Here is a 24,057-nt window from a genome sequence, read left to right as displayed (position 1 = left end):
CTCAAACGTCGTACCGCAGAATCGAAAGATCGGCCTGCACCCCGTTAGCCGCGCGCGACTGCAGGTTCAACGACGTATCCTGCCGCATGTAATCGGTCACGTTGTTGTACAGCAGCGGCTGCTCCCGCGTATCCATGGTCACAACGCTGCGATTCGACTCCGACAGCGGAATCGGCGGAATGGATGTCGTCACCGTCACCGCGTCGCTGGCCTTCAACGGCTGCGAAGGCGGGAGGTCTGCTCCTGCGCAACCGCAGGCAAGGTCATCAGGCTCAAGACGAATAAGGCTTTGTAGGGCACCAGCCAATCATCCAATAACCCGGTCTCGCCAAGGCAGTAGTTTTGTTCGTATCTAAGTAATTGAGGTTATCAACTAAAATCATCCGTGCCATGCGTATCCAGTCCTTCCTCGAACAGAGTCCCGTCTTCCAGGTCAGCCGCCTCGCCCGCCGCATGGAGGCCTCCCTCAACGCCGTCCTCCGCGAAGAAGGTCTTACCCTCTCCGAATCGCTCATGCTTGCCGCCATCTTCCTCGAAAAGAAGCGTGTCCGCCCCTCCGAGCTGGCTCGCACCTTCGACACCACGCGCGGCAACGTCAGCCACACCGTCTCCTCGCTCGAAGCCAAGCGCCTCGTCCGCCGCCGCATCGATCCCGAAGACGCCCGAGGCTTCCTCCTCGAACTCGAACCCGCAGGCAAACGCCGCGCCGCCCGCGTCGCCGCTATCCTCGACCGCCTGCAATCGCACCTGGAATCCGAACTCAGCCCTGCAAAGCTCGAGTCGCTGCTACGCCAGCTACGCGCCGTAGAAGCCGCCTGCAACGTCTGATCCTGGGGTTGCAGGTGCCCGGTTACGCCCAAGGCGATGCCCGACAAGAATGATGCCCGACAAGAATTACGTTGTCCTTCCAGCGGCGAGAAACACCCGTTGTCATCCGACCGTCATCCCGACCGGAGCGAAGCGCAGTGGAGGGACCTGCTTCTCTACCGCAGACGTCTCCCAGCCCTTACGAAGCCCAGCCCCTAAACGATTGTCATTCCGCAGCGCAGTGAAGAAATCTGCTTTTCAACTCCACCCAGATGCCAGTTACTCCGGCAGAATCTTCACAAACACGCCCTCCGGCAACGCCTTGCCGCCCAGCACGTGTACCACCCCATCCCGCACAAACCCACGCAGCATCACACCCGAGGCAGGAGTTGCCGCAGAGGAAGCCGCAGGCCGAGCATCCGGATCGGGCGGTGCCGACGACTTCGTCGGGTACGGCGTCGCCTTCAACGGAGCAGGCGCCGCCTGCCCCGGCGTATGCGGACGCTTCATCCCGCGGTCCATCGCCTGGTTGGCCAGCCGGTCCGCGTCCTTGTTCTTGTGCCGCAGGGCGTGCGAGATCTCAAAGGCGTCCAGACGCGCAATCCGCGTCTTCGCCTCCTGCCACAGCGGCTTCAGGTCCGGCGAGTTCACACGGTACTTGCCCTGGATCTGCTTGACCATCAGCTCCGAGTCCGAGACCACCTTCAGCCGCCGGTGGCCATGCTCCAGCGCATAGGCCAGAACCCCCAGCAGCCCCGAGTATTCGGCATAGTTGTTCGTCCGGATGCCCAGAAACTCGCTCAGCTCGGCCAGCGGCTCGCCATTCGGCCCGGCCAGCACCGCGCCAAAGCCCGAAGGTCCCGGGTTTCCCCGCGCTCCACCATCGCAATGGGCCGTCACCCACCCCCCGGAGGTCGAGGTCGAGCTGTCGGCAAAGAGGCTGGGGGATGCAGAGTTTTGCGGCATTGGTTGAGTTTACCGGAAAGACAACGTCCTCCCGCCGGATTCCCCAATCGTTCACAATCTTCTGCTCACCTTCCCGCACCCGCCCCGGTCTATTCCTCAGTACTTGATGTCCTGACTCCGGAGTCAGAAGCATGAATGAAGCGGTTGAAGTCAACGCCAGTGGAGAGGCCGTATCGCGGCTCCCCCTCGGCGCTCGTGCCTCTCGAGGCAATCTTGGCCCTAGTCCTTTTGCTTTAGGGCTGCGCGACAGCACTGTTTTACGTGCCGGGACGGTAGAATCTTTGCCAGTGGCAAAGGCAGCAACCCAACCCGGCGCTCGTGGAAAGCTGACCCCGGCCCAGTTAGAGGCAAGGGCCCAGCAGAGGATCGAAGACGACGAGCTGATCCGCGAAGCACAGAAGGGCCAGCGTGTGGCCTTCGACGCCCTGGTGCGCCGTTACGACCAGAGTGTCCTCCGCCTCGCCCTGCACATGCTGGGCAACGAGCAGGACGCCCAGGACGTGCATCAGGAGGCCTTCATCAAGGCCTACCGGCACCTCGGCAACTTCCGGTTCGAGTGCAGTTTCTATACCTGGCTCTACCGGATCGTTACCAACCTCTGCCTCGACCAGCTGCGTCGCCGCAAGAGCCGCCGCGAAGACCCATCGACCATGCTCGATGCCTCCGGCGACGAGATGGATCTTCTCGCCAATGTCTCCGACGACCGCGCCATGGCGAACCCGGCCCGCGAGCTCGAGCGCAAGGTGATGGGCGAACGCATCCGCGAGGCGCTCGACAAGCTCACCCCGCGTGAGCGCATGGTCTTTGAGTTGAAGCACTACCAGGGTCTCAAGCTGCGCACCATCGGCGAGATGCTGAGCACCACCGAGGAGACAGCGAAGAACACCCTGTTCCGCGCCACGCGCAAACTGCGCAGCAACCTGGCAGAGCTACGCGGAGCGTAGGCACCACGGCAGTAGAAGCGCACGAAAGGCAGTAGGAGCACGAAAGTCGCGAACGGCAGCAAGGCAGTACGGCACACAGCATCAGAGCAGCACCGCAGCATCGTTTTTCCCAAGGGCGTTAGACCCTGAGCAATACCGCAGTCGCAGTCTTTTTGAGGTCAGTTGAGGTAGGTAGAGAGATGAAGTGTGAGATGGCGAAAGACAACATAGTCCTCGCGTACTACGGTGAGCTCCCCGACGAGCTGGCAGGCTCCCTCGAGCATCACCTCATGACATGCGACGAGTGCCGTGTCGAGCTTGAGATGCTGCAGGCGATGGAGCCAAATCTGGCCTCGCTCCCCATGGTGGAACCCTCGCCCAACTTTCTGACACAGTCGCGCATGCGTCTCGACGACGCGCTCGACCTGATGCCTCCGCGCGGTGTTCTCACCCGCCTGCGCACCAACTTTTTCGTCTGGATGGGCCACCTTCGGAGCGCTCCCGCTCTGGCCACCCTGCTCATCGGGGTGGGTTTCATCGGGGGCAACTTCGTGAACCGCTATCAGATCGCCCATGCGCCGAAGCCCATCGCCGACAAGTTCTACAAAAACGATACGCAGGCCGTCATCGCCAACGTCACGGGCATCGACCGCACTCCCGACTCCGAGCTGGTGCAGGTTCACTACAACAAGATCGTCCCCGAGACCATCGAAGGCTCGCTCGATTCACCCGAGGTCCGCGAGCTTCTGCTCAAGGGCGCCAGCGCAACCACCGACGACGTCCGCTCCCTGTCCGTCAGCATGCTGGCCAACGAGTGCAAGCACGGCCACCAGTGCGCCGCCCGCGACGATGGCAAGGGTGTCCGCAATGCTCTCCTCGTAGCCCTGCGCTATGACAAGGACGCCGGAGTCCGCCTCAAGGCGCTCGAAGGCCTGCAGCCCTACATCGCCCAGGATCATAAGGTCCGCGACGCTGTCCTCGACTCGCTGGCCAACGACCCCGATGCGAAGGTGCGCATGACCACGGTAAGCCTGCTTGAGCCCGTCCAGCACGACTCCAGCGTGCGCCAGGTCCTCCGCCACGCCTCCACCGACGACGAGAACCCATACATCCGTACCGTCAGCTATCAGGCGCTGCAGGGATCGGACTCGATTCAGTAAGGGGACAGCACGGTGACGCACTTCAGATCGATCCCCCGTATCGCCTCCTGTCGCACCCTCGGAGCCGTCGCGTTCACAGCCGGCGTACTCTTCGCAGGCGGCTTTGCCCTCGCTGGAACGATGACCCGGGGCGTCGCTCACGCCTCCTCGTCCAAGAGCAACCAGGGCTACCTCGGCGTCGATATCCGCGATGTCAGCGACGATCAGGCCGCGCAGCTCAAAGCGCAGGGCCAGCAGCGTGGCGCCGAGGTCATCGGCATGGACCACGACGGCCCTGCCTGCAAGTCCGGCATGCTGGTCCACGACATCATCCTGCAGATGAACGGCCAGGCCGTCGAAGGCGGTGACCAGCTCCGCCGCATGCTGCGTGACGCCCCCGCGGGCAAGCAGGTCACCTTTCTGCTCAGCCGCGATGGCCAGCAGCGCACCATCTCGGCGCAGATGGCCAACCGCGAAGTCGTCGAGCGCGAGGCCTGGGAGAACCACTACACCGTGCCCGAGCCCGACAGCTCACCGGCCTTCGTGCCGCGTCGCGGCAACTCCTTCCTCCACGGCGACTCGTCCTCCTCCGGCAGCGGCATCTTCAAGGAGCACAGCTTCCTTGGCAGCAGCATGATCGTCAGCTCCGCCTACACCGGCGCCAAGCTTGAGGTTATGGGGCCGCAGCTCGCCGAGTTCTTCGGCACCCAGGGCAGCGCCGGTCTTCTTGTGCGCGAGGTCGCCGCCAACAGCCCCGCCGCCGACGCAGGCTTCAAGGCAGGCGACGTCGTCGTCCGCGTCAATCAGCAGCAGGTCGTCAACGGCAGCGACTGGTCCAAGACCATCCACGAGAATCGCGGCAAGCAGGTCAACGTCGTCATCCTGCGCGAGAAGAAGGAACAGACCCTCACCCTCATCCCCGACGCCAAGAAGCGTTCCAGCCTGGAGCACGGCAAAGGGAGCAAGGACCTGGAGAAGTTCTTCGGTAACTCCGACGAGGCGATGCAGACGCGCCTGACCCTCGCTGAGCTGGTACCCCTCTTCGACGCTATGACCGCGGGAATGCAGCAGCGCCTCGAAGAGGCCAGCTCCACTCCCCAGGCCGCGCAGATGCTCGCCAGACTTGAGATGTGGTCAGCCAACCCTGACTTCCGCCGCCAGATCGAGATCGCTCAGCAGCAGGTCCGCGCCGCCGCAGTCGCCGCACAAGGGCAGGCCAGCACACCTGAGCTGGAGGCCCGCGTCGATCGTCTGCGTCTCGAGATGCGCGGCATGATCCGCCTCGACTGATCTCCCGCCCCCGCTTACTCCCCGAACGATCGTCACCAGCTCATTGATATTTTCAGCACCCACCATTTTCAGCACCCAAAGATGAAGTGTCATTCAGGCCGAAGGTGAGCGGGCAGGAAGGCTTCAGCGCAGCTCACTAACTGAAGACCGGAGATCAACTATGCTGCCGCAGACCGCCGCAGCGTCGACCTTATTTGCCAGAATGCATTTGCGTGCGCGTCAGGCGACGCGCTGGGTTCCGGCGATAGAGACAGGCTGCTTTACTATGATCCGCTTGCAGATCGCGCAGCTCGCCTTGTGTTCCATGATGGCGGAGTGGAGATCGTTCGTCACCGTGGAGGTCTGCATCTCGTTATCGTTCATTCGTTGATATGCATCGACCAGTCGTCTGGTCAACATGTCCACCTGGGGACAGTCGGAGTAGGCCATGGGAGCACCTGCTTTCGCAGAAAGATAGTAACTAGGATGCAAACCCCGAGGCCCGTGGTTGGATTTTTTACCGTCTCTCGCCATCCCCTTGGATCTCCTCAGGTTATTCGCCAGGGGACTGGAGAAACCTTTTGAGTCGCCTGTCGCCGCGCGGCGTCCGATATACTGGTATCTGGTTATGTCCTCTGTTCCTACCCCTCCCGTCAAGCGCAACATGACCCTCCCGCGTCGTCTTAAAGCTGCGGGCCGACTGATGCGCGAAGTGGAGTCTATCGCCTCCGCCGTCTCCTCGACGGATCACCCTTACATGGCGCAGATCGTGCCCATGCGCCGCTGCAACCTCGCCTGCACCTATTGCAACGAGTACGACGATTTCTCGGACCCGGTGCCGGTCGACGAGATGCTGCGCCGCATCGACCACCTGGGAAGGCTGGGAACCAGCGTCATCACGATCTCCGGCGGCGAGCCTCTGCTGCACCCGGAGCTGGACCAGATCATCGCCCGCATCCGCCGCACGGGCGCCATCGCAGGCATGATCACCAACGGTTACCTGCTGATGCCCGATCGCATCGAGCGCCTGAACAAGGCCGGCCTCGATCACATGCAGATCTCGATCGACAACGTGATGCCCGATGCCGTCTCGAAGAAGAGCTTGAAGGTGCTGGACAAGAAGCTGCAGATGCTCGCCGAGCACGCGGACTTCCACGTAAACATCAACTCTGTGGTGGGCGGCGGCATCGCCAATCCCGACGATGCCCGCGTCGTCTCGGAGCGCGCCCTCTCGATGGGCTTCAGCACCACCATCGGCATCATCCACGACGGCACCGGCCAGCTGAAGCCGCTGGGCGACGCCGAGCGCAAGGTGTGGGACAAGGTCCGTTCCATGACGCGCCGCAGCTACACGCGCTTCAACCAGTTTCAGGAAGCTATCGCCAACGGCGAGACCAACGACTGGCGCTGCCGTGCCGGCGGACGCTACCTCTACATCTGCGAGAACGGCCTGGTGCACTACTGCAGCCAGCAGCGCGGCTTCCCCGGCGTGCCGCTCGCCGAGTACACCACCGAGGACGTGAAGCGCGAGTTCCTCACCGAAAAGGGCTGCGCCCCGGGCTGCACCATCAGCTGCGTCCACCAGGTCAGCTACATCGACCACTGGCGCGCACCGCAGCACAACGGCACCGTCACCCCCGGCGGCCACACGGTGCACGGTGAACTGGTGCAGATCCGCTAAGAATCCAGCATTCAAAATACAAGTGCAAACGCTCCTCATAAGATTGAGGAGCGTTTGCTTTTTACCCATGTTTTGCACCGTAATACAAATTGTTCCACGTGGAACAATTCGCTTGACGGCATTTGGCATCAGAGGTAAATGCTGCACTTCGACTGCATCCCGTGCTGGAGGAGACCTTGAGCGCGATCCTGCGACGATTCCTTATCTTTCTGATTCTGCCTGGCTTGACGCTGCCGATGCGAGCGCAGGCAGCTGCGACGGAGCCGCGTGCGACCAGCACGCCGTACACCGGCGACCTGGCCCGCTTCGATTATCCGGACAGGGACAAGAAGCTGCAGGTGGACCGCGTGATGGATACGCTGGGCATCACGGCGGGTAAGAATGTGGCGGACATCGGCGCGGGCTCCGGGTGGTTCACGGTGCGGGCGTCGAAGCGGGTGGGCGCGACCGGGGCGGTGCTGGCCGAGGACATCAATCCGCTGGCCATCGAGTACATCGGCAAGCGCATCAGCAAGGAGAACATCGTGAATGTACGCACGGTGCTGGGGCGGCCGGACGATCCCATGCTGCCGCCGGAGAGCGTGGACGCGGTCGTGCTGCTGAAGGTCTATCACGAGATTGCGCAGCCGGTTGCGTTCATGAAGAAGCTAAAGCCCGCGCTGCATGCGGGGGCGAAGGTGGGCATCATCGACAGGAACGGCGATGGGAGCAATCACGGGCTGGATCACGCGATCGTAGAGAAGGAGATGGACGAGGCCGGGTTCAAGCTGGCTGGGACGTACGACTTCACCAAGGCGGATGGCGAGGATTATTTTCTGGTGTTTGTGGCGAAGTGAGAGCGGTTTGTGGGGTGATGGTGTCTCTGTCGCTGGACAGGGGTGTCGGTTGAGAAGCGGGTTTCTCCACTGCGTGCTGCGCGCTCCGGTCGAAATGACAGTTTTTGGAGGGGGAGCTGATTTTGGTGGATTCTTGGCTGGGAGAGGAATGCAGATTCCTCGGCTGCGCCCCGGAATGACAAACAAAGAGTGCGAAGAGCGGAAAGACAAAGCGAAGAGCGGAATGACAAGTGAAGAGGGGGAATGACAAAGGCCCCGCCTGTGAGCGGGGCCTTTTACCTTGTCAGCTGTTACGGATTTTGATTGTTGTGGCGAATTACTTCTGGGTGCCGATTGCGTGCTTCAGCTTGGAGTTGGCGGCGGGGGTCCCGGGGGTGCTGGCGGCTACCTGCGACTGGACTGCGTCGATGGTGGCGTAGAGCTGGTTGATGTCGGTGACCTGGACCCACTCCTTCTGGCTGACGACCCAGATGGTGGGGGTCTGCGAGAGGCCGATGCGTTCGCCGAGGGTGTAGTCGGCCTGGACTTCAGCGGCGAAGAGGCCGGCAGGGTCCATCACGAAGGGCACGTTCAGCTTGTGCTGCTGGAAGAAGCGGCGGGTGAAGGCGCTGAGGTCGTCCTTGGAGGCGATGGAGGTCTGGGCGGCGAAGACGGCTCCGCGGAACTCCTCGGCGGTGGACGGGGAGACCTTGTCCTGAAGGTAGCGGGCGGTAATGGCGGCGTCGCGGCTCCAGATGTGCATCCGGAGGGGGAAGTCGTGGCGGACGATAGGGATATGGTAGCGGTCGGCCGCGGCGTGGACGATGGGATAGGCGTTGGCGCAGGCCGGGCACTCGAGGTCTTCGAACTTGAGGATGGCCACTTTGACGCCTGCGGGCGGCTTGATCAGGGAGACGTCCTTAAATGTATTGCCAGTATTGGGCGGCGCCGAGTACTGGGCGACGGCGGGCAGGCTGGCAACGAGCAAGGAGGCGGCGAGCAGGAGTCGTGTCATGTTGTTTGGACGCATGGCGTTGATAGTTGTATTTTAGACGACCGGGGTTCCTGAGCGATTTTAGGCCAGAGATTTCGCAACCCGGCGGCGGGGCCGGTAATCTAAATAGAAGATCTCAGCTGCCTTTAGTTTCCCTGATGATGAAAGTGGAGCCTTCTTTTTTCATGCGATTGACCTTTTTCCCGGCTGCGGCGGTGTGCCTTGCGATTGCCGGAAGTGCCTATGGGCAGCAGCCAAAGCCGGAGGATCTACCCCAGGCTCCCACACCGAACCCTGCCGTGTTGCAGCTTGCAGGGGGCGTGATGGTGGAGCGGGCGACACCGGGCGCGCTGCCTTTGAGCATCGACGAGGCCATTGACCGTGGCCTGAAGCAGAACCTCGGGATCAAGCTGAGCGTTGCCAACCAGAGGCTGGTGCATGGCGAGGTGCTGGCGGTGAAGAATAATCTTCTGCCCAGCATGACGGCCACGGCCACGACCGGGACGCAGCAGATGAATCTGGCGGCGATGGGCTTCAAGCCGAGCCTGTTCCAGAGCGTCTCCATTCCGGGCGTGGATCTCTCAAACCTGCAGACCATCGTGAAGGTGGACGTGACGCAGGCGCAGTTGAGCCTAAACCAGCAGCTGTTCAACGTTCCGGCGTACTACCTGTATCGTGCGGCGCAGAAGGCTGACCAGGTGGCATCGTGGGAGATGCTGAACGAGCGCGGTGCGGTGGCGCTGAATGTGGGCACGCAGTATCTGCGCTCGGTGGCAGACGCGTCGGAGATTGAGAACGCGCAGGCGCTGGTGAAGGCCGACGAGGTCGCGTTGAAGCAGGCCGAGGCCTCGCATGACGCCGGTGTGGGCACGAACCTCGATGTGCTGCGGTCGCGGGTACAGTTGCAGACCGAGCAGCAGACGCTGATCAACGACGAGAATGTATTTGCGAAGGACAAGATTGCGCTGAACCGCATGATCGGTCTGCCGGCGGAGCAGGAGCTGACGCTGACGGACAAGGCTCCGTACTCGGAGTTTGCGGCGCTGCCGCTGGACCAGGCGATGTCGCTGGCGTTTGAGCGCCGCAAGGATCTGCGCAGCCTGCAGGCGCAGGAAGAGCTGGCAGATCGCACGGCGAAGGCGGTGAAGTATGAGCGCCTGCCGTCGCTGTCGTTTGGCGGCTACTACGGCGTGCTGGGCGAGACGCATGGCCTGTATCACGGCGTGTTTTCGGCTGCGGGCAAGCTGAGCTTCCCGATCTTCCAGGAGGGCCAGCTGCGCGGCGAGCGCGAGGTGGCGCAGGCGCAGCTGCAGGGGGTGCATCAGCAGATTGTGAGCCTGAAGGTGACAATTGAGCAGCAGATCCGCTCGGCGATGCTGGATGTGGATGCGGCCAGCGACCTGGTGAAGGTGGCGCGGTCGAACGTGGATCTGGCGACGCAGCAGCTGCAGGACACGACGGATCGCTATGCGGCGGGCGTGGACGACAATCTGCCGGTGGTGCAGGCGCAGGCCACGCTGGCCGCGGCGCAGAGCCGCCTGGTAGAGACGCTGTATCAGTACAACCAGGCTAAGTTGACGCTGGCCCGCAATACCGGCGTGGTGGAGACGCAGTACAAGACGTATCTGGGCCGCTAGCGGCTGGATTTTCGAGCATAAGGCAGGCCCCCGGAGAAGGTTTCCGGGGGCCTGCTTCCGTTTAAAGCGCCTGACTCACAGTCGGCAGGCGGTGATGGTTGCGCGCACACCATCGAGATGCATCGTTCCTCTTCAGTCAGCAGAAAAATCAAACCTTCAGGCGGTGACGCCAGCGCCTGCCATCTCGAAGATGACGGCGACGCTGCACAAGATGTAGATTGTGACGCTGATCGCTGGCCCACATCGCTGCCTGCGGTGTGGGCCTTTTGCTTCTTGCCATTGTGTCTACAGAAGGTGTGGAGAGTGAGGCCGCAGGTGATGGAGCGCCGGGGAAGACAGAGCGCCGTAGCGGCGATGTTGATGACGGCGGTTCTGTTTGCGGCGGGCTGCGGCAAGAGGGAGGAGGCGCGGGCGAGTGCGTCGGCGGGGCCGGTGGCTCCGCCGATGAAGCCTGCTCCGGCGACGCCTATCCTGGCGAAGAAGGTGGAGCTGGGGGAGGAGACGCACTGGAATGTGGAGTGGGACAAGATTGTGGAGCTGGCGATTCCGCAGGAGATGGTGTCGCGGCAGGTGCCGAGGGATGTGAAGCGGTTCTGTCCGCGGTTTTACGAGATGGGTGAGGCGGACAAGCGGGCGTTCTGGGCGTACTTCTTCCAGGCGCTGGCTGGAGCAGAGGCGGGGTTGAAGCCGACGACGCGGGTGCGGCACACGGAGCCCGAGGTTGCGGTGACCGATACGGTGTCGGGACGAGCGGTGCGCAGCGAAGGGCTGTTGCAGCTGACGTATGAGGATCAGCGGCGCTATGGCTGCACGTTCGACTGGCAGCACGATAAGGAGCTTGCCGCGAACGATCCAGCGAAGACGATTCTGCTGCCGAAGAACAACCTGGAGTGCGGGGTCAGGATTCTGGACAACCAGATCATCGCGCAGCGAAGGCCGCTGCTTTCCGAGAAGAGCTACTGGTCGACGCTGCGGCCGGGGACGGTAAGCTATCGCGTCTTTGCGAAGCAGATGACGAATGTGCCGCTGGCCTGCCGGGTCTCCGGCAGACCGCAGGCGGCGAAGCGTTAGTCATCTGCGTTGATCTACGTGCGTTGCTTAGCGGACGTAGCTGAAGGTGCCGCAGAGGTTGGTGGAGTTCTGCAGCGCATCGATGGTAAAGACGGGCGGTTTGGCGTCGGAGAAGAAGGCGACCTTGAGGTTCTTGCCGTCGGAGTAGGTGGCTACCCACTGCGTCTCTTCGGTGCCGCAGAGCGTGTTCTTGTGCAGAAACTTGGTCTCGGGCGGGATGCTGATGCGATAGAGGCTTCCGGCACCTGCGGCGGCAGTCTCTGTTTCAAAGGCGGCTGCGACCTCATCGGACTTCAGGGGGCGGATGCGCGACATGGTGAAACGCGCGAAGTTGATGTAGAGCTTTTCGGGCGTAATGGCGATGTCGCCGGTAATGGATTTGGCGGTCTGGTTGGCGGCGCGCCAGTTGCCGTTCTCCTGTGCGAGAGCGGCGGTGCAGATCAGGAGAGCTGCGATGGAACTTAAGAGAGAAACACGCTTCATGGCTTAAGGATGACACCATCAAGCTTGTTTGCGGAAGGGCACCGGAGGACGGAAACACCGGTCCGTAGCGCGCGAATTGTCTGGAAGTGTTGTCGCTGCTTTTTTTAGCGAAATCTTGCGCTGGCCTAATGAGCGCCGGTACGATGTTCGTGTTCCCGTTTTCAGGTCTATTTTCTGGCCCCCCGCTTGCCGGTCGGGAACTGTTTCTTTTTCTTATTTTTCCGGGAGTTGATTATGACAGACAAGAAAATACCAGCGAATAAGTTTTTCCGTACAGTTTGTGCCGCTTGCTTTGCCGTTGGGACAGCCTTTGCCCAGGCACCGGCTCCAGCAGCGGCCCCAGCCGATGGCATCACCGTGGACATGATGCCGATTACGCAGGAGCAGCTGACGCTGTGCCGCCAACAGGCCTCCTCGCAGTTGAGCGACGAGCAGAAGACGCTGCACGATCGTGAGCACGGCCAGGATAAGGACAAGATGGCGCAGGGTGCAGTTACGGGCGCCACCGGCATTGCCACCAGCGCCATCTCACGTAAGAGCTGGGGCGGATGGTGGGGTGGTAACAACAACGGTGCCCAGACGGCAGGAGCCACTGGCGCGACACAGCGTACGGAGCGGAACAGCCAGGACGTAGCCAGCACGACGGCGACCAGCCAGCAGGTGGGCGTCGATGCCTATCAGCAGTGCGTGAACGGTATCAAGGGACCTGAATATGTGAAGTTCCGCCAGACGGGTCAACTGCCTGGCGCTGCGGCTCCGGCACCGGCTGTTGTGGCTGCAGCAGCACCGCCGCCGGCGGCGAAGAGCCCCGTACAGGATGAAGGCGACGGTAAACATTTTGTGCTGACGGCTCCGGGACAGACGGACGCGCGCGAGGTAACGTTGGTTCCTGGGTCGAAGAACTCGTACATCGAGGAGGCCTCGGGAGACAAGTACATCGTGATGCCGGATGGCGGCGTGACCCGCATTCCGCACATCAAGAAGGCCACTGCGAAGTAACGGCGGTCGGCTTCGTATGAAGAGAGCCCCTCACCTGTGGCAGGTGAGGGGCTCTTTATGTCTACGCCGGAAGATCCCGGAAGATCGATGAATGACGGTTGCTTAGTCGCGGCTGCGGCGGCCACCCATCAGCTGCAGGACGGCCATGAAGATGTTGATGCCGTCGAGATAGATCGACAGTGCCAGCATGGTGGCGGAGGCACCGTCGCCGCCTGCGCGGATGCGGGCGAAGTCACCGACCGTGAGCAGCGAGAAGACGCCCAGCGTCAGCCAGCTGTAGGTGTCCGGCGTGAGGAAGTGGAAGAACATGCTCGCGATACCGGCGATCACCAGCAGAATCAACGCGGCAAAGCCGATACCGGCGATGCGGCGGTAGTTGATGCTGAACAGGTACGAGATGCAGCCCATGACGGCCATGCCGCAGCCGGTGGTGGCGGCGGCGTTGAAGACCATGCCGGTACCGAAGGTGCGGATGTAGCGCTGGATGAGCGGGCCGATCTCCCAGCCCATGAAGTAGGCAAGGCCGAGGAAGAGGCCAAGAGCCAGCGCGGGATTCTTGCGGCGCGTGAAGTTGATGGCGAAGATCAGTCCGATGACGGCGATAAAGCCGATGAAGCTTCCCCCTGCAGGCGCGGTGACGACGCCGAAGGCGGTAACCAGGAAACCGAGCGCAGTGATACCAAGCACCTTGGCCAGCAGAGACGAGGTCTCGACGCGGGCGTCAATGATGGTGGGATAGCTGTTGTAGCTGTTCATGCGGTAGTCGTTCATCGGCATTTGTCTCTGCTCCAGTGGTGCAAGTGCTTCATAGCTATTGGACGCTTTTGCGGGCGATTTGTCATGTCAGCGCGTCATTGGCCTGGGCAGCGGCATGCGGGCACAAGACTACCGTTGCCCGTCGGGAGCGGGGCCGGGTGGCGGGCTTACTAATATGGCTTTGGTGCTTTAGCTGGGTTCTTCTGATTCGAGGAGGGCTCGTACCTGCTCGAGGGTGAGAAGGTTACCGTCGACGGTGAATTCGTACTCGCCGGCGTTCTCGGGGATATGGTGCACGTGCTCGACGGTGTGTCCGTTATCTCGCAGAGCCTTGGAGATGAGTTCGATGTCTACCATGTGGGGTAGTGTACCGCTGTCTATTCGGTTGCGGGCAGCTCGCGGATTTTGATGTTGCGGAAGGAGACGGGGAAGCCGTGGTCCTGCAGCAGCAGGTAGCCGTCGTGCTTCTCGCCGAAGCCGGGCCAGACGTGGTACTTGCTGTCGGCGACGAGCTTGCGGAACTGCGGGGTGAAGCGGTCGTACTCGACGACCTTGACGCCGTTGATCCAGTGCTCGCCGTGGGCTCCGCGGACGACGATGCGTGCGGTGTTCCACTGACCGATGGGGTGGACGGGCTTGTTCTTTGCCGCGGGGATCATGTCGTAGAGTGAGGCCATGGTGCGGTCGCCGGCGATGCCCTTCTTCGCGTCGGGGTGGTTGACGTCGTCGAGGATCTGGTACTCGAAGCCGATGGCGGAGCCGGGGCCTTTATTGAGGTCGGGGTCGACGAAGTACTTGATGCCGCTGTTGGCGCCGGTGGTGATGCGGAAGTCGACGAGCAGCTCGAAGTTGGCGTACTTGCGGGTGGTGATGATGTCGCCGGCGTTGCCGCCCTCTTCGCCGCCGTGCTCGGTGACGGAGATCATGCCGTCCCTGACCTCCCAGCCGGTGGTGGGGAAGGTGGGGCTGTGGTCGCCGCGCCAGCCGGTCGAGGTCTTGCCGTCGAAGAGGAGATGCCAGCCCTGGGCTTTTTCGGCGGGGGTGAGGGTGTTGGGTGTCTGCGCGATGGCGGGGAGGGTGGCGGCCAGGGTGAGGGCTAGGAGGAGGTGGGTGCGCATGAGCTGTTATGCTACGCCGGATAGGCGGCTTTGTTTGATTGATTATCGGATTTACGATCGGAAATAAGGTGGGACTTACGCGAGATGCCTAACGATACATGGACGCGCAAAGATGCTGATGGATTGAATTATCAGGAGAAACTCCGGGAGGAGTGGGATGTAAGAGAGGAATGGGCTTTTCGGAAGTTCCTGCCGCTATAACGGCCTATCTAGACCGCACATCAGCAGGCAATTTGGACTAGTCCCGAGATGGAAGGCATCTCATCAAACGTGCGTCCTAATAGCAACCTGCCTGTTTTGTGTTTTCTAACACCACCCCACTGTTTAAAAAAGAACGGGACATCGTGCGTTTCGCATTGTGACTGTATTGACTCCGCCCAAGATGCCATCATGGGACGTGCCTTAGGCCCGGACTCACCTCCAACGATGACCCAATGAATCCCGTTTAGTGGAATATTTTCCAGCGGTCCAAGCAGTGGTTCGCATGATAAGAAGCGCACTTTAGCAGGAACTTTCGCTAGGTCTTTGACGCGATCCGTTACCTGACTGTTTTCGACACTTACCCCCATCCAAACGTTTGATGGCCACTCGATCGATCTACCCAATTCCAGTAGCCGCTTGCTGCGTTTAGTCAACACTTGAAAGGTGTGCTGAGGGCAGTCTCGCATTGTCTCAAAGACACGAAGGATGAAGCTTGTCGGGATTTCTTCGTGGAAAAGATCGCTCATCGAGTTTACGAAGATTGTTCGTGGCTTCTTCCACGTCTTGGGGATGTCAAGCAAATCGAAATGAACTGTCGGTTTGAATCCGGATTTATAACGTGGAGCACCCATCGCTTGAAGACGAAGTGCCATACGATTTGCGTAGCAATTCTTACATCCCTGACTAATTTTTGTGCAGCCCGTTACGGGATTCCAAGTCATCTCGGTCCACTCGATAGATGATTTAGTTGCCATAAAGCCTCAACTCCTATTGATCCTTGAGAATGCTTTTAGCAATCCTTAAGGCGATCGGTGCACCCTTCTCATTTGATGCCGCAAAACAGAGGGCAAAGAGGGGACTGTTTTTTGAATTACGTAAGATCATGCTGGGTGCAACCGCCACGAAACAGGTTTTGAGGCGGTCGTGGATGTAATTTTGAATGTTCTCTACAGTGGCGTCTCTTTGGGTGACTTCGTAATCACCGAATAAACCAGGTTGAATTGTTTTCTTGTAGAAATGGCCAAACCACTCATCAGTCCCGAGGAGGTTAGTCAGCCTTTCTCTCCAGCCATCGTCGATATTGCCGTCTTGTTTCAATAACCTTGCTACAAACGGGAAAAGATACCAAAGATCAATTCCACCCGTACTGCCAAGCAATTCAACTGTTTCCCAGTTCACCTGCATGCCAAACGGGTCTAAAAATACTACGGCTCTATCTTTATTCCAGTTCCGTTCCTTTACCCAGGTTGTAAGTGCCGTATTGGCGTCGTCCCGGACAATAGTGCATCGAGATGTTAAATCTGGAAACTTCTCGGAAATAGCGGATTGCAGCGCGGTCGATTTCGTTTTTGATTTCTCGATGAAGAGATAATTGTCGAACGGACTATCCTGCCCGAGCGCAATCATCGCGCTACCGTCTCTGTAAGCGACAGCGTCCGGATCGCAATCAATGTCAGAATCTGGCTCGACATTCCATAATGGCCCTGTTGCTGCGTCTATTGAGCGAGACCCAGTTCCTGCGAATGCATCAACGTACCAGGTATTGAAGTATTGTGCGTTGGTGTTCTTTGAAAAGATTGAACGATAGCTTTCGAGATATGCATCAAGACAACTCAGTTTTAAGTCAGTCCAATCGCCGCCAAATTTTTGTTCGTGCATCGGAATCTCCGCTGTTGCCGATGCAATAACTGTATCGATGATGCTCTCGCTTGCGAGGGGGAAAGCTGAAGCAGAACCTTACGGATAAATCCTGTTCAGCGTCCTTGCGAACGGAATCGTCTCTCTCACGTGGTCCAGCCCGCAGATCCAGGCTACGGCTCGTTCGATTCCCATGCCGAAGCCGGCGTGGGGGACGCTGCCGTATTTGCGCAGGTCTAAGTACCACTGGAAGGCGGCTAGTGGGAGGTTGTGTTCTTCGATGCGCTGCTTGAGGAGGTCGTAGCTGTCGATGCGCTGGGAGCCGCCGATGATCTCGCCGTAGCCCTCGGGGGCGAGGACGTCGACGCAGAGGGCCTTGGTGGGGTCGAGCGGGTCGGGCTGCATGTAGAAGGCCTTGAAGGCGGCGGGGTAGCGGTGCACCATGACGGGCTTCGAGAACTGGGAGCTGATGTAGGTCTCGTCGGGGGAGCCGAAGTCGTCGCCGTAGGTGTGCGGGTTTTCGATCTTGCCCTCGGCGAAGGCCTTTTCGAGCATGGCGTGGGCTTCGTCGTAGGACAGGCGGGGGAAGCGGTTGGGGGCAGTTTTAACCGCAGGTCCTTCGACTTCGGCTGCGCCTTCGCTCAGGATGACACTTTCATTTTTAATGCTGGCGTCAGTTGGAGCGGCGACTTGAATGCCGGTGCCAGTTGGTGCGGCGATATTAATACCGGTGCCAGATGGTGCGATGACATTAATACCGGCGTCAGTTGGAGCGGCGATATTAGTGCCGGTGTCAGTTGCAGTGGCGACTTTACTGCTGGCGTCGGTTGGAAGGATGACGGCTTCGAGCTTCTCGACGTCGCGGCCGATGACCTTCAGGTCGGCGCGGTGCGATTCGAGCACGCGGGTGACGATGTGGGTGATGAAGGCCTCGGCGAGGTCCATGAGTCCGTTGAGTTCGAGGTGCGCGACCTCGGGTTCGATCATCCAGAACTCGGTGAGGTGGCGGCGGGTCTTGGACTTTTCGGCGCGGAAGGTGGGGCCGAAGCTGTAGACCTTGCCGAGGGCGAGCGCGGTGGCTTCGATGTAGAGCTGGCCGGACTGGGTGAGGTAGGCCTTGTCGTCGTCGAAGTAGTCCATCTCGAAGAGCTCGCTGGTGCCTTCGCAGGCGTTGGGCGTGAGGATCGGCGGATCGGTGCGGATGAAGCCGTTGGTGTCGAAGTACTCGGCCGCAGCGCGCATGATGGTGGCGCGGACGCGGAGGATGGCCGACTGGCGCGGCGTGCGCAGCCAGAGGTGGCGGTGCTCCATGAGGAAGTCGACGCCGTGCTCTTTGAGGGTGATGGGGAAGGGCTCGTCGGCGGAGACGGCGGAGATGATGTGGATGCTCTCGACGTCGAGCTCATAGCCGGAGGGCGCGCGGGAGTCGGCGCGGACCTTGCCGGTGACGGTGAGGCTGGATTCGAGTTGGAGGTTCTTGAGGGTCTCGAAGACCTCTTCAGGCACGGCGGCCCTGGGGACGATGCCCTGGATGGTGCCGGTGCCGTCGCGGAAGGTGGGGAAGAGCAGCTTGCCCGAGGAGCGGATGTTGTAGAGCCAGCCGCGCAGGGTGACGGTCTGGCCTTCGTGCGCGGAGAGAGAGGCGATGGTGACGGTGAGGGAGGATGTTTCGCTCATGGCTTAATGAGTTTACTCGTGCCACCCATCTTCTCGAAGAAGCTCTCGTTGCGGACTTAACGGATGAGCGTAGCGGTGAGTAACACTCCGCACTGTCTGAAGAGAGGGTATTTTCGCTGGCCCTTTTCCTTGTGAATGATTTCAGCCACGGAGGGAGAGTTCTTGCGGGTGCCGAGCCAGGGCCGCTCTACGACGCGTCGTGCCTTGTGTGATCTGTGGGGCTGCCTGTGTCTGGGAAGCAGCGCCGGCTGCAGCGAGCATACAGAGATCTCTTGAAGAGCAGCTACTTCCTGCATTTTGCGGGCAGGCAGTTTGAGATGCCGCTTGTGGATGGGGTTTAGCCCGGTTCTGGCTGGCTGCAAAATCTAAAAGGTGAGCAGGTGGCGAATGCGGGGCTAATGAAAATTACGGGTTCTGCGCCAGTCGTTTCTCATAATCCGTGAAGCGTTCGGTCTTCTCCCGAAGGCTTTCGGCGGTCTCGTTGAGGTCGTGTGCGATCTCGAGGATGCCGGGGGTGTCGGCGGGGAGGGTGCGGCAGTGTTTGTAGACGTTGGCGAAGTCGATCTCGCCGGAGCCGGGCCAGAGGTGTTCGTCGCGCATGCCGTGGTTGTCGTGCAGGTTGAGCTGGTGGATGCGTGGGCGCAGCAGCTCGAAGGCGTGGTCGATGCCGGTGTTCGGTGTCTCTGAGTAGGCGAGGTGAGCGTGGCCAACGTCGAGGGTGATGCCGACGTTGTTGAAGTGGCCGATTCGGATGATCTCGAGCAGGTGTTCGGGTGTGGTGACCTCGTTCTGCAGGTTCTCGAGCAGCACCTTGACGCCGAGCGGATGGGCGAAGGCCTTGAGGTGCTCGATGGCGGTGAGGGAGTTCTCGATGGCGCGGGTGTCCCAGGCGTCGTCCTTGAGGCCGAGGTGGAGGGTGACGGCGGAGATAGGGATGATCTCGGCGGACTCGAGGGCTCGCTTGACCTCGTCCATGGCGTCGATGCGGTGGGTCTTCTCGGGCGCGATGAGGTTGAGGGTGGCGGAGACGTGGCGGGACCAGTTCTCGGCCTGCTCGCGGGTGTGGATGGGCTGGTGCAGGGTGGCGTTGATGCCGTTATCGCGGAACCAGGCGGCGATCTCGCGCAGCTGCGAGCGGTCGGTGTAGTCGAAGTGATGGCGAGCGGCGTATAGCTCGATGGTGCGGGCACCGGAGTTTTTGAGGGCGTCGAGCAGGCCGGGATGGAGGCGCTGCGAGAGGAAGACGTGCGTCGAAAGACCGGGCTGCATGGTGAATCAAAGGGTACATCATTGGCGAGGTGTGGAATGCTGCCGCGGATTGTTATGCTGGCTTGCGTGATTTTGCGGCTGTTCTGGTTGAGTGGCCGTGAAAGCTGCCGGGGTCGGAAAGCAGGTCCCTCCACTGCGCTTCGCTTCGGTCGGGATGACAGTGTTGGTGCAGGGCGGAGATTTTGTGGCTGTGTGGGCGGCGGCTGTTTGGCGGTTGCGGTCGAGAAGCAGGTCCCTCCACTGCGCTTCGCTTCGGTCGGGATGACAGTGTATTTGTAACGGTGGAAGAATCTTTCGGCGGGCTGAAGAGTCGCGTGATGGCAGAAGAAACCTTTGTGGTGGCAGAAGAAATTTTGTAGTGGTGGAGGAGATTGCGAATGGCCTGGAGCAGAACGGCTTTGTTGGGATGGATGGTGTGTGGGAGCATGGGGCTATTGGCGCAGACGCCATCTGTACCTTCGGCGTCGCAGGCTCCAGCCACTCCGGCGGTGTCACAGACGTCTGTGACGCCAGCGGCACCTCTTACGCAGGCACAGATTGAGGCGATGCAGAAGAAGCTGAATGACTGGGCGCAACTGGATCGTTATCGCGCAGCGAATGCGGCGCTGGCGGCTCCTGCGGCGGGCGAGAGGCGCGTGGTGTTTTATGGCGACTCGATTACGGACGCGTGGGCGCAGCATACGGATGAGTTTTTCCCCGGCAAGGGGTATATCGGGCGCGGCATCAGCGGGCAGACGACGCCGCAGATGCTGGTGCGGTTTGAGCAGGACGTGGTGCATCTGAAGCCGGCGGTGGTGGTGATTCTGGCGGGCACGAACGACATTGCGGGGAACACGGGGCCTTCGTCGCCGGAGATGATTGAGGACAACTTCGTGTCGATGGCGGCGATTGCAAAGGCGAACAACATCAGGATGGTCATTGCGTCGGTCCTTCCGGCAGACCACTACAGTTGGAGGCCGGGCGTGAAGCCTGCGGGGACGATCCGCGAGATGAACATGCGGCTGAAGCTGCTGTGCGCGCGCGAGGATCTGGTGTACCTGGACTACTACACGACGATGGTGAACAAGGACGGCGGACTCGATCCGGACCTGGCGAAGGATGGAGTGCATCCGACGGCGAAGGGGTATGCGATCATGTCGCCGATGGCGGAGAAGGCGATCGCTGAAGCGCTGTCGAAGAAGTAGAGACGGGGCTGGCGAAGCAGTTCTGTGCGTGGTGATCGCCTAGCTGTTGGCGAAGAGTTAAAGGAGCATGACGATGACACAGGGAGTGATTGCACCGCCGTTTACTCGCGAGAGCGCGATCAGGAAGGTTCGCATGGCCGAGGATGCGTGGAATACGCGCGACCCGGAGCGGGTGTCGCTGGCGTACACGGTGGACAGCCGGTGGCGGAACCGTTCGGTGTTCGTGAACGGCCGCGAGGAGATTGTCAGGTTTCTGCGGGACAAGTGGGAGCGCGAGCTGGACTATCGGCTGATCAAGGAGCTTTGGACCTTCGGCTCGAATCGCATCGCGGTGCGGTTTGCGTATGAGTGCCACGATGCTGCTGGCCAGTGGTGGCGGAGCTACGGCAACGAGAACTGGGAGTTCGACGAGCATGGCCTGATGCGGCAGAGACATGCGAGCATCAACGATCTGGCGATCGGCGAGACGGACAGGCTGTTTCACTGGCCGTCGGGGCGCAGGCCGGACGAGCATCCGGGGCTGAGTGAGCTGGGGCTTTGAGAGAGAAGGGTTCGAGGCAAAAGAGAGAGGCCGTGGCGATTGCCACGGCCTCTGCTCTTTGTTGCTTTGTCATGCTGCGCTGCTGCGTGATGGTTACTGAACGGCGTCGACGAGGTTGTGCAGCGCGTCGATGACCGTGAAGCGCAGCATCATCTCAGGTTTGCGTGCGGCTTCGAGATCGGCCAGCGCCTTCTGCTTCCATCCGGCGGGGGCCTTCTTGCCGTTGAGGTAGGTGAGGGCGTCGAGTCCGATGTGACCAAGCGAGGCGAAGGCGGTGAGGCGGGGCCGCGCCTGGGCGAGCAGGGGCGACTGGTCCATCTGCGCGGAGACGATGGGAGCGGCATCGATCCAGCTCTGGAAGGTGCGGGTGAGCTGGGCGCGTGCGGCGCTGTTGCCCTTGGGGGACTTCAGCAGATCTGCGACGAGCAGGATGGAGTTGTGCCGCGAGGGCGGATCGGGGCGGACAGCGTCGACCAGCAGATCGAGCGATGTGATCTGCGAGGTGTGCTGGAAGTGGTAGCGCTCGCCGAAGGAGACGGGCTGCAGGATGGAAGAGAAGGTGCGGAGCGCATCGATGTCTTCGGTTCCGGCGAGCTCGCGGAGGGCGGCGCCTTCGTGGGTGAGGTGGGTGGTGTGGGCATCGGCCTCGATGCGGAGGGATTCGACCGAGAGGCGGCGGTACATGTCGTCGACGTTGCGTTGATCGGCGGAGGACCAGAAGCGCTCGGCGACAGCGGCGGCGCGGGGCCAGATGCGGGAGTCGATGGAGAGCTCGTTGAGCTGCTCACCCCACATGCAGACCTCGCCACCGAGTACGAACTTCTGCTGCGCGGGGGTGAGGGTGGTGTCGGCGGGGATGGGATCGGCGAGGTAGTTGTCTTCGGCGGACTTCATGCCGTCGAGGTAGTAGGGCGCGGAGAGGATGCCCTGATAGCCGCGGGTGGCGGCGACGGAGAGCGACTTGACGCCGCGCCAGGACTGGATGATGGCGTCGGTGGGCAGGTTGGGGGTGAGGATCTCATCCCAACCGACGAGGTGCTTGCCGTGCTTCTTGGCCAGCTCGAGGACGCGCTGCGAGAAGTAGGTCTGCAGCTCCTCGGTGTTCTTGAAGTTGTGCGCCTTCATGTAGGCGGTGACGTGGGCGTTCTTCTTCCACTGGGTTCCGGGGGTTTCGTCGCCGCCGAGGTGCAGGTAGGGATCGGGGAAGATGGTGGCCATCTCGCCGAGGAAGGCGTCGATGAACTTGTAGGTGGACTCCTTGGTGGGGTCCATGGCGTCGTCGTCGACACCGAACTCACGCCGGATGGAGTAGGGGCCGGGGTCGCTGGAGAGCTCGGGGTAACCGACGAGCCACGCCTTGGTGTGGCCGGGCATGTCGAACTCGGGGATGACGCGGATGCCGCGCTCGGCGGCGTAGGCGACGATCTCCTTGGCCTGCTCCTGCGTATAGAAGAGTCCGTCGGAGCCCATGCCGGTGAGCTTGGGATAGATCTTGCTCTCGATGCGGAAGCCCTGGTCTTCGGAGAGGTGCCAGTGGAAGACGTTGAGCTTAACGGCGGCCATGGCGTCGAGGTTGCGCTTGATGACCTCGACGGGCTCGAAGTGGCGGCCGGTGTCGATCATGAGGCCGCGCCAGCGGAAGCGGGGCGTGTCCTGGATGTCGACGGCGGGCAGGATGAAGCCGTTGCCGCTGGCCTGGACGAGCTGCTCGAGCGTGGTGAGGCCGCGCATGGCTCCGACGACGGTGGCGGCGTGGAGCTTGATGCCGGAGGCAGAGACGGAGAGGGTGTAGGACTCATCCTCGTCGATGGACTGGATGGCGTCGCCGGGGCCGTCGACGTCGATGACGAGGCTGGAGGCGGCGGTGGTGGTGACGGTGCGCTGGCGGGGGACGCCGGTGGCGCGCTCGAGGCGCAGCAGCGAGCGCTGGATGGCGTCGTCGAGCCGCTGGTTACGGAAGTGGGTGACGCCGATGGTGACGGAGGGGGTCCAGGAGAAGGCGCCGGCGCCGGTGGTGAGGTGCGCGGGCACGGGCATCAGGGTGAGGGCAGAGGCGGAAGAGGTCTGGGCTGTGGCAGCGTGAAGTGCTGCAAATGGCACAGTGGCTACGGCCAGGACGGCGGCGAGGGAAGGCTTCACCCGGTTCTCCTTGGTACGTTGGTTAACAATCTAAAGAAACTATACAGAGTGGTAGCGCGGGGCCGTTTTGACCGGAGTCAGACCTGGTGAGAGCAGGATCGTATGTCGATCAGGATTGCCGGGGTTGCACGGCTTGAAGGAGAAGGCTGGTCAACGCTTCGACATCCTGCTCGACGGTGTTGGAGTCGCAGTCGGCGAAGACGCGGCGTTCGTTGGCGCCACGGATGGCGTCCATGGTCATCCAGGCGGCGGCGAGGAAGTCCTGCGGCGGAATCTCGCGTGCTGCTGCGCCTTCTTCCATGACACGAACGAGATAGCTGACGGCTTCGCGTTGCCAGCCGATGCTTTTTTTGCGGTACTGCGGGGCTCGGCCCATGCTGAGGATGACGCGGTAGAGCAGGTGGTGATCCTGCCAGAAGGCGATGCGGACGCGGATGAAGGCGGAGAAGCGGGCGGCGAAGGTCGGTGAGGCATCGACGTGCTGCTGGGTGAGGGCGTCGACCTGGGCGAGGGCGTGGCGGACGACGGCCTGGTAGATGTCGTCCTTGGACTTGAAGTAGAGGTAGAGGGTGCCCTTGGCGAGGCCGGCCGCGCGTGCGATCTCGTCCATCAATGTGTCGTCGAAGCCCTTGTTTCCAAAGACCTTGGTCGCGGCGGTGAGGATCTCGGCGCGACGGAGTTCGGTGACGACCTTCTGCTTGGCGGTGGCGGAGGAACGAGGCATGGGCTCAGCGGTTTATCATAAACTTG

The 24,057-nt window shown here is 61.3% G+C and carries 25 protein-coding genes; 11 read left to right on the top strand and 14 right to left on the bottom strand.

The genetic code is table 11. The features are described from left to right. Window position 1 precedes the first annotated feature (1 nt). Window positions 2-307: a hypothetical protein gene (locus PW789_RS18260; protein ID WP_299379409.1), complete on the bottom strand. Its 306-nt coding sequence runs from the start codon at window positions 305-307 to the stop codon at window positions 2-4. Between the two features lie 83 nt (window positions 308-390). On the opposite strand from PW789_RS18260, the gene PW789_RS18255 reads away from it, so the two are divergent. Beyond that, window positions 391-828 carry a MarR family winged helix-turn-helix transcriptional regulator gene (locus PW789_RS18255; RefSeq protein ID WP_299379404.1) on the top strand — a complete coding sequence of 146 codons (438 nt, stop codon included), beginning with the start codon at window positions 391-393 and terminating at the stop codon, window positions 826-828. A gap of 258 nt (window positions 829-1,086) precedes the next feature. Here the strand turns inward: PW789_RS18255 and PW789_RS18250 are convergent, their stop codons facing one another. After that, window positions 1,087-1,773 (bottom strand): ribonuclease HI family protein, encoded by a 687-nt coding sequence (locus PW789_RS18250; RefSeq protein WP_299379400.1) that lies wholly within the window; start codon window positions 1,771-1,773, stop codon window positions 1,087-1,089. A 131-nt stretch (window positions 1,774-1,904) separates the two neighbouring features. On the opposite strand from PW789_RS18250, the gene PW789_RS18245 reads away from it, so the two are divergent. From PW789_RS18245 to PW789_RS18235, 3 genes are all read left to right on the top strand, one after another. Next, window positions 1,905-2,717 carry an RNA polymerase sigma factor gene (locus tag PW789_RS18245; protein ID WP_367182588.1) on the top strand — a complete coding sequence of 271 codons (813 nt, stop codon included), beginning with the start codon at window positions 1,905-1,907 and terminating at the stop codon, window positions 2,715-2,717. Window positions 2,718-2,908: 191 nt separating this feature from the next. Beyond that, entirely contained in the window at window positions 2,909-3,856 is a 948-nt protein-coding gene (locus PW789_RS18240; protein WP_299379397.1) for a HEAT repeat domain-containing protein, read from the top strand. A gap of 12 nt (window positions 3,857-3,868) precedes the next feature. Continuing rightward, window positions 3,869-5,125 carry a PDZ domain-containing protein gene (locus PW789_RS18235; RefSeq protein ID WP_299379394.1) on the top strand — a complete coding sequence of 419 codons (1,257 nt, stop codon included), beginning with the start codon at window positions 3,869-3,871 and terminating at the stop codon, window positions 5,123-5,125. Between the two features lie 219 nt (window positions 5,126-5,344). Here the strand turns inward: PW789_RS18235 and PW789_RS18230 are convergent, their stop codons facing one another. Then, window positions 5,345-5,554, bottom strand: a complete 210-nt coding sequence (locus tag PW789_RS18230; protein WP_299379391.1) for a hypothetical protein — start codon at window positions 5,552-5,554, stop codon at window positions 5,345-5,347. Window positions 5,555-5,732: 178 nt separating this feature from the next. Between PW789_RS18230 and PW789_RS18225 the strand changes: the two genes are divergently transcribed. Continuing rightward, window positions 5,733-6,785, top strand: a complete 1,053-nt coding sequence (locus tag PW789_RS18225; protein WP_299379388.1) for a radical SAM protein — start codon at window positions 5,733-5,735, stop codon at window positions 6,783-6,785. A 176-nt stretch (window positions 6,786-6,961) separates the two neighbouring features. Next, complete coding sequence (locus PW789_RS18220) at window positions 6,962-7,621, top strand: methyltransferase domain-containing protein (RefSeq protein WP_299379385.1); 660 nt, start codon at window positions 6,962-6,964, stop codon at window positions 7,619-7,621. 316 nt (window positions 7,622-7,937) lie between these two features. Here PW789_RS18220 and PW789_RS18215 read toward each other — a convergent pair whose 3' ends face one another. Further along, a complete protein-coding gene (locus PW789_RS18215; RefSeq protein ID WP_299379382.1) occupies window positions 7,938-8,615 on the bottom strand; it encodes a thioredoxin domain-containing protein in 678 nt (225 codons plus the stop codon). Window positions 8,616-8,779: 164 nt separating this feature from the next. On the opposite strand from PW789_RS18215, the gene PW789_RS18210 reads away from it, so the two are divergent. Together PW789_RS18210 and PW789_RS18205 are read left to right on the top strand one after the other, a co-directional pair. Then, complete coding sequence (locus tag PW789_RS18210) at window positions 8,780-10,231, top strand: TolC family protein (RefSeq protein ID WP_299379379.1); 1,452 nt, start codon at window positions 8,780-8,782, stop codon at window positions 10,229-10,231. Window positions 10,232-10,534: 303 nt separating this feature from the next. Beyond that, window positions 10,535-11,302: a hypothetical protein gene (locus PW789_RS18205; protein ID WP_299379376.1), complete on the top strand. Its 768-nt coding sequence runs from the start codon at window positions 10,535-10,537 to the stop codon at window positions 11,300-11,302. Between the two features lie 27 nt (window positions 11,303-11,329). On the opposite strand, the gene PW789_RS18200 is transcribed toward PW789_RS18205, so the two are convergent. Next, entirely contained in the window at window positions 11,330-11,785 is a 456-nt protein-coding gene (locus PW789_RS18200; RefSeq protein ID WP_299379373.1) for a hypothetical protein, read from the bottom strand. 234 nt (window positions 11,786-12,019) lie between these two features. Between PW789_RS18200 and PW789_RS18195 the strand changes: the two genes are divergently transcribed. Further along, complete coding sequence (locus tag PW789_RS18195; protein WP_299379370.1) at window positions 12,020-12,784, top strand: hypothetical protein; 765 nt, start codon at window positions 12,020-12,022, stop codon at window positions 12,782-12,784. A gap of 102 nt (window positions 12,785-12,886) precedes the next feature. Here the strand turns inward: PW789_RS18195 and PW789_RS18190 are convergent, their stop codons facing one another. The 7 genes from PW789_RS18190 to PW789_RS18160 form a co-directional block, all read right to left on the bottom strand. After that, on the bottom strand, window positions 12,887-13,561 hold the full coding sequence (locus PW789_RS18190; protein ID WP_299379367.1) for a Bax inhibitor-1 family protein: 675 nt from the start codon (window positions 13,559-13,561) through the stop codon (window positions 12,887-12,889). Window positions 13,562-13,729: 168 nt separating this feature from the next. After that, a complete protein-coding gene (locus PW789_RS18185) occupies window positions 13,730-13,897 on the bottom strand; it encodes a hypothetical protein (RefSeq protein ID WP_299379364.1) in 168 nt (55 codons plus the stop codon). A 20-nt stretch (window positions 13,898-13,917) separates the two neighbouring features. After that, a complete protein-coding gene (locus PW789_RS18180) occupies window positions 13,918-14,658 on the bottom strand; it encodes a DUF1080 domain-containing protein (protein ID WP_299379361.1) in 741 nt (246 codons plus the stop codon). Between the two features lie 221 nt (window positions 14,659-14,879). Further along, window positions 14,880-15,614 (bottom strand): DUF5131 family protein, encoded by a 735-nt coding sequence (locus PW789_RS18175; RefSeq protein ID WP_299379358.1) that lies wholly within the window; start codon window positions 15,612-15,614, stop codon window positions 14,880-14,882. 13 nt (window positions 15,615-15,627) lie between these two features. Continuing rightward, on the bottom strand, window positions 15,628-16,518 hold the full coding sequence (tcmP, locus tag PW789_RS18170; protein ID WP_299379355.1) for a three-Cys-motif partner protein TcmP: 891 nt from the start codon (window positions 16,516-16,518) through the stop codon (window positions 15,628-15,630). A 78-nt stretch (window positions 16,519-16,596) separates the two neighbouring features. Continuing rightward, window positions 16,597-18,174 carry an asparagine--tRNA ligase gene (locus PW789_RS18165; protein ID WP_299379352.1) on the bottom strand — a complete coding sequence of 526 codons (1,578 nt, stop codon included), beginning with the start codon at window positions 18,172-18,174 and terminating at the stop codon, window positions 16,597-16,599. Window positions 18,175-18,579: 405 nt separating this feature from the next. Further along, entirely contained in the window at window positions 18,580-19,443 is an 864-nt protein-coding gene (locus tag PW789_RS18160; protein ID WP_299379349.1) for a sugar phosphate isomerase/epimerase, read from the bottom strand. A gap of 377 nt (window positions 19,444-19,820) precedes the next feature. On the opposite strand from PW789_RS18160, the gene PW789_RS18155 reads away from it, so the two are divergent. Both PW789_RS18155 and PW789_RS18150 read left to right on the top strand, forming a co-directional pair. Beyond that, window positions 19,821-20,627, top strand: coding sequence for an SGNH/GDSL hydrolase family protein (locus tag PW789_RS18155; RefSeq protein ID WP_299379345.1), 807 nt, complete (start codon window positions 19,821-19,823; stop codon window positions 20,625-20,627). A gap of 67 nt (window positions 20,628-20,694) precedes the next feature. Next, a complete protein-coding gene (locus tag PW789_RS18150; RefSeq protein ID WP_299379342.1) occupies window positions 20,695-21,168 on the top strand; it encodes a nuclear transport factor 2 family protein in 474 nt (157 codons plus the stop codon). A gap of 93 nt (window positions 21,169-21,261) precedes the next feature. Here PW789_RS18150 and PW789_RS18145 read toward each other — a convergent pair whose 3' ends face one another. Both PW789_RS18145 and PW789_RS18140 read right to left on the bottom strand, forming a co-directional pair. Beyond that, complete coding sequence (locus tag PW789_RS18145) at window positions 21,262-23,307, bottom strand: beta-N-acetylhexosaminidase (protein WP_299379339.1); 2,046 nt, start codon at window positions 23,305-23,307, stop codon at window positions 21,262-21,264. A gap of 109 nt (window positions 23,308-23,416) precedes the next feature. Beyond that, complete coding sequence (locus PW789_RS18140; protein WP_299379336.1) at window positions 23,417-24,031, bottom strand: TetR/AcrR family transcriptional regulator; 615 nt, start codon at window positions 24,029-24,031, stop codon at window positions 23,417-23,419. Window positions 24,032-24,057 lie beyond the last annotated feature (26 nt).

This window comes from Edaphobacter sp. (assembly GCF_028283685.1).
Classification (GTDB): domain Bacteria; phylum Acidobacteriota; class Terriglobia; order Terriglobales; family Acidobacteriaceae; genus Edaphobacter.
This window is presented reverse-complemented; position numbering and strand designations above follow the sequence as displayed.

Coding starts and splice junctions, on each gene's coding strand:
- tcmP (WP_299379355.1), bottom strand. CDS start 16,518: ATGCACGAACAAAAATTTGGCGGCGATTGGACTGACTTAAAACTGAGT.
- PW789_RS18230 (WP_299379391.1), bottom strand. CDS start 5,554: ATGGCCTACTCCGACTGTCCCCAGGTGGACATGTTGACCAGACGACTG.
- PW789_RS18195 (WP_299379370.1), top strand. CDS start 12,020: ATGACAGACAAGAAAATACCAGCGAATAAGTTTTTCCGTACAGTTTGT.
- PW789_RS18250 (WP_299379400.1), bottom strand. CDS start 1,773: ATGCCGCAAAACTCTGCATCCCCCAGCCTCTTTGCCGACAGCTCGACC.
- PW789_RS18255 (WP_299379404.1), top strand. CDS start 391: ATGCGTATCCAGTCCTTCCTCGAACAGAGTCCCGTCTTCCAGGTCAGC.
- PW789_RS18155 (WP_299379345.1), top strand. CDS start 19,821: ATGGCCTGGAGCAGAACGGCTTTGTTGGGATGGATGGTGTGTGGGAGC.
- PW789_RS18245 (WP_367182588.1), top strand. CDS start 1,905: ATGAATGAAGCGGTTGAAGTCAACGCCAGTGGAGAGGCCGTATCGCGG.
- PW789_RS18225 (WP_299379388.1), top strand. CDS start 5,733: ATGTCCTCTGTTCCTACCCCTCCCGTCAAGCGCAACATGACCCTCCCG.
- PW789_RS18240 (WP_299379397.1), top strand. CDS start 2,909: ATGGCGAAAGACAACATAGTCCTCGCGTACTACGGTGAGCTCCCCGAC.
- PW789_RS18215 (WP_299379382.1), bottom strand. CDS start 8,615: ATGACACGACTCCTGCTCGCCGCCTCCTTGCTCGTTGCCAGCCTGCCC.
- PW789_RS18160 (WP_299379349.1), bottom strand. CDS start 19,443: ATGCAGCCCGGTCTTTCGACGCACGTCTTCCTCTCGCAGCGCCTCCAT.
- PW789_RS18185 (WP_299379364.1), bottom strand. CDS start 13,897: ATGGTAGACATCGAACTCATCTCCAAGGCTCTGCGAGATAACGGACAC.
- PW789_RS18140 (WP_299379336.1), bottom strand. CDS start 24,031: ATGCCTCGTTCCTCCGCCACCGCCAAGCAGAAGGTCGTCACCGAACTC.
- PW789_RS18175 (WP_299379358.1), bottom strand. CDS start 15,614: ATGGCAACTAAATCATCTATCGAGTGGACCGAGATGACTTGGAATCCC.
- PW789_RS18190 (WP_299379367.1), bottom strand. CDS start 13,561: ATGCCGATGAACGACTACCGCATGAACAGCTACAACAGCTATCCCACC.
- PW789_RS18165 (WP_299379352.1), bottom strand. CDS start 18,174: ATGAGCGAAACATCCTCCCTCACCGTCACCATCGCCTCTCTCTCCGCG.
- PW789_RS18180 (WP_299379361.1), bottom strand. CDS start 14,658: ATGCGCACCCACCTCCTCCTAGCCCTCACCCTGGCCGCCACCCTCCCC.
- PW789_RS18150 (WP_299379342.1), top strand. CDS start 20,695: ATGACGATGACACAGGGAGTGATTGCACCGCCGTTTACTCGCGAGAGC.
- PW789_RS18200 (WP_299379373.1), bottom strand. CDS start 11,785: ATGAAGCGTGTTTCTCTCTTAAGTTCCATCGCAGCTCTCCTGATCTGC.
- PW789_RS18210 (WP_299379379.1), top strand. CDS start 8,780: ATGCGATTGACCTTTTTCCCGGCTGCGGCGGTGTGCCTTGCGATTGCC.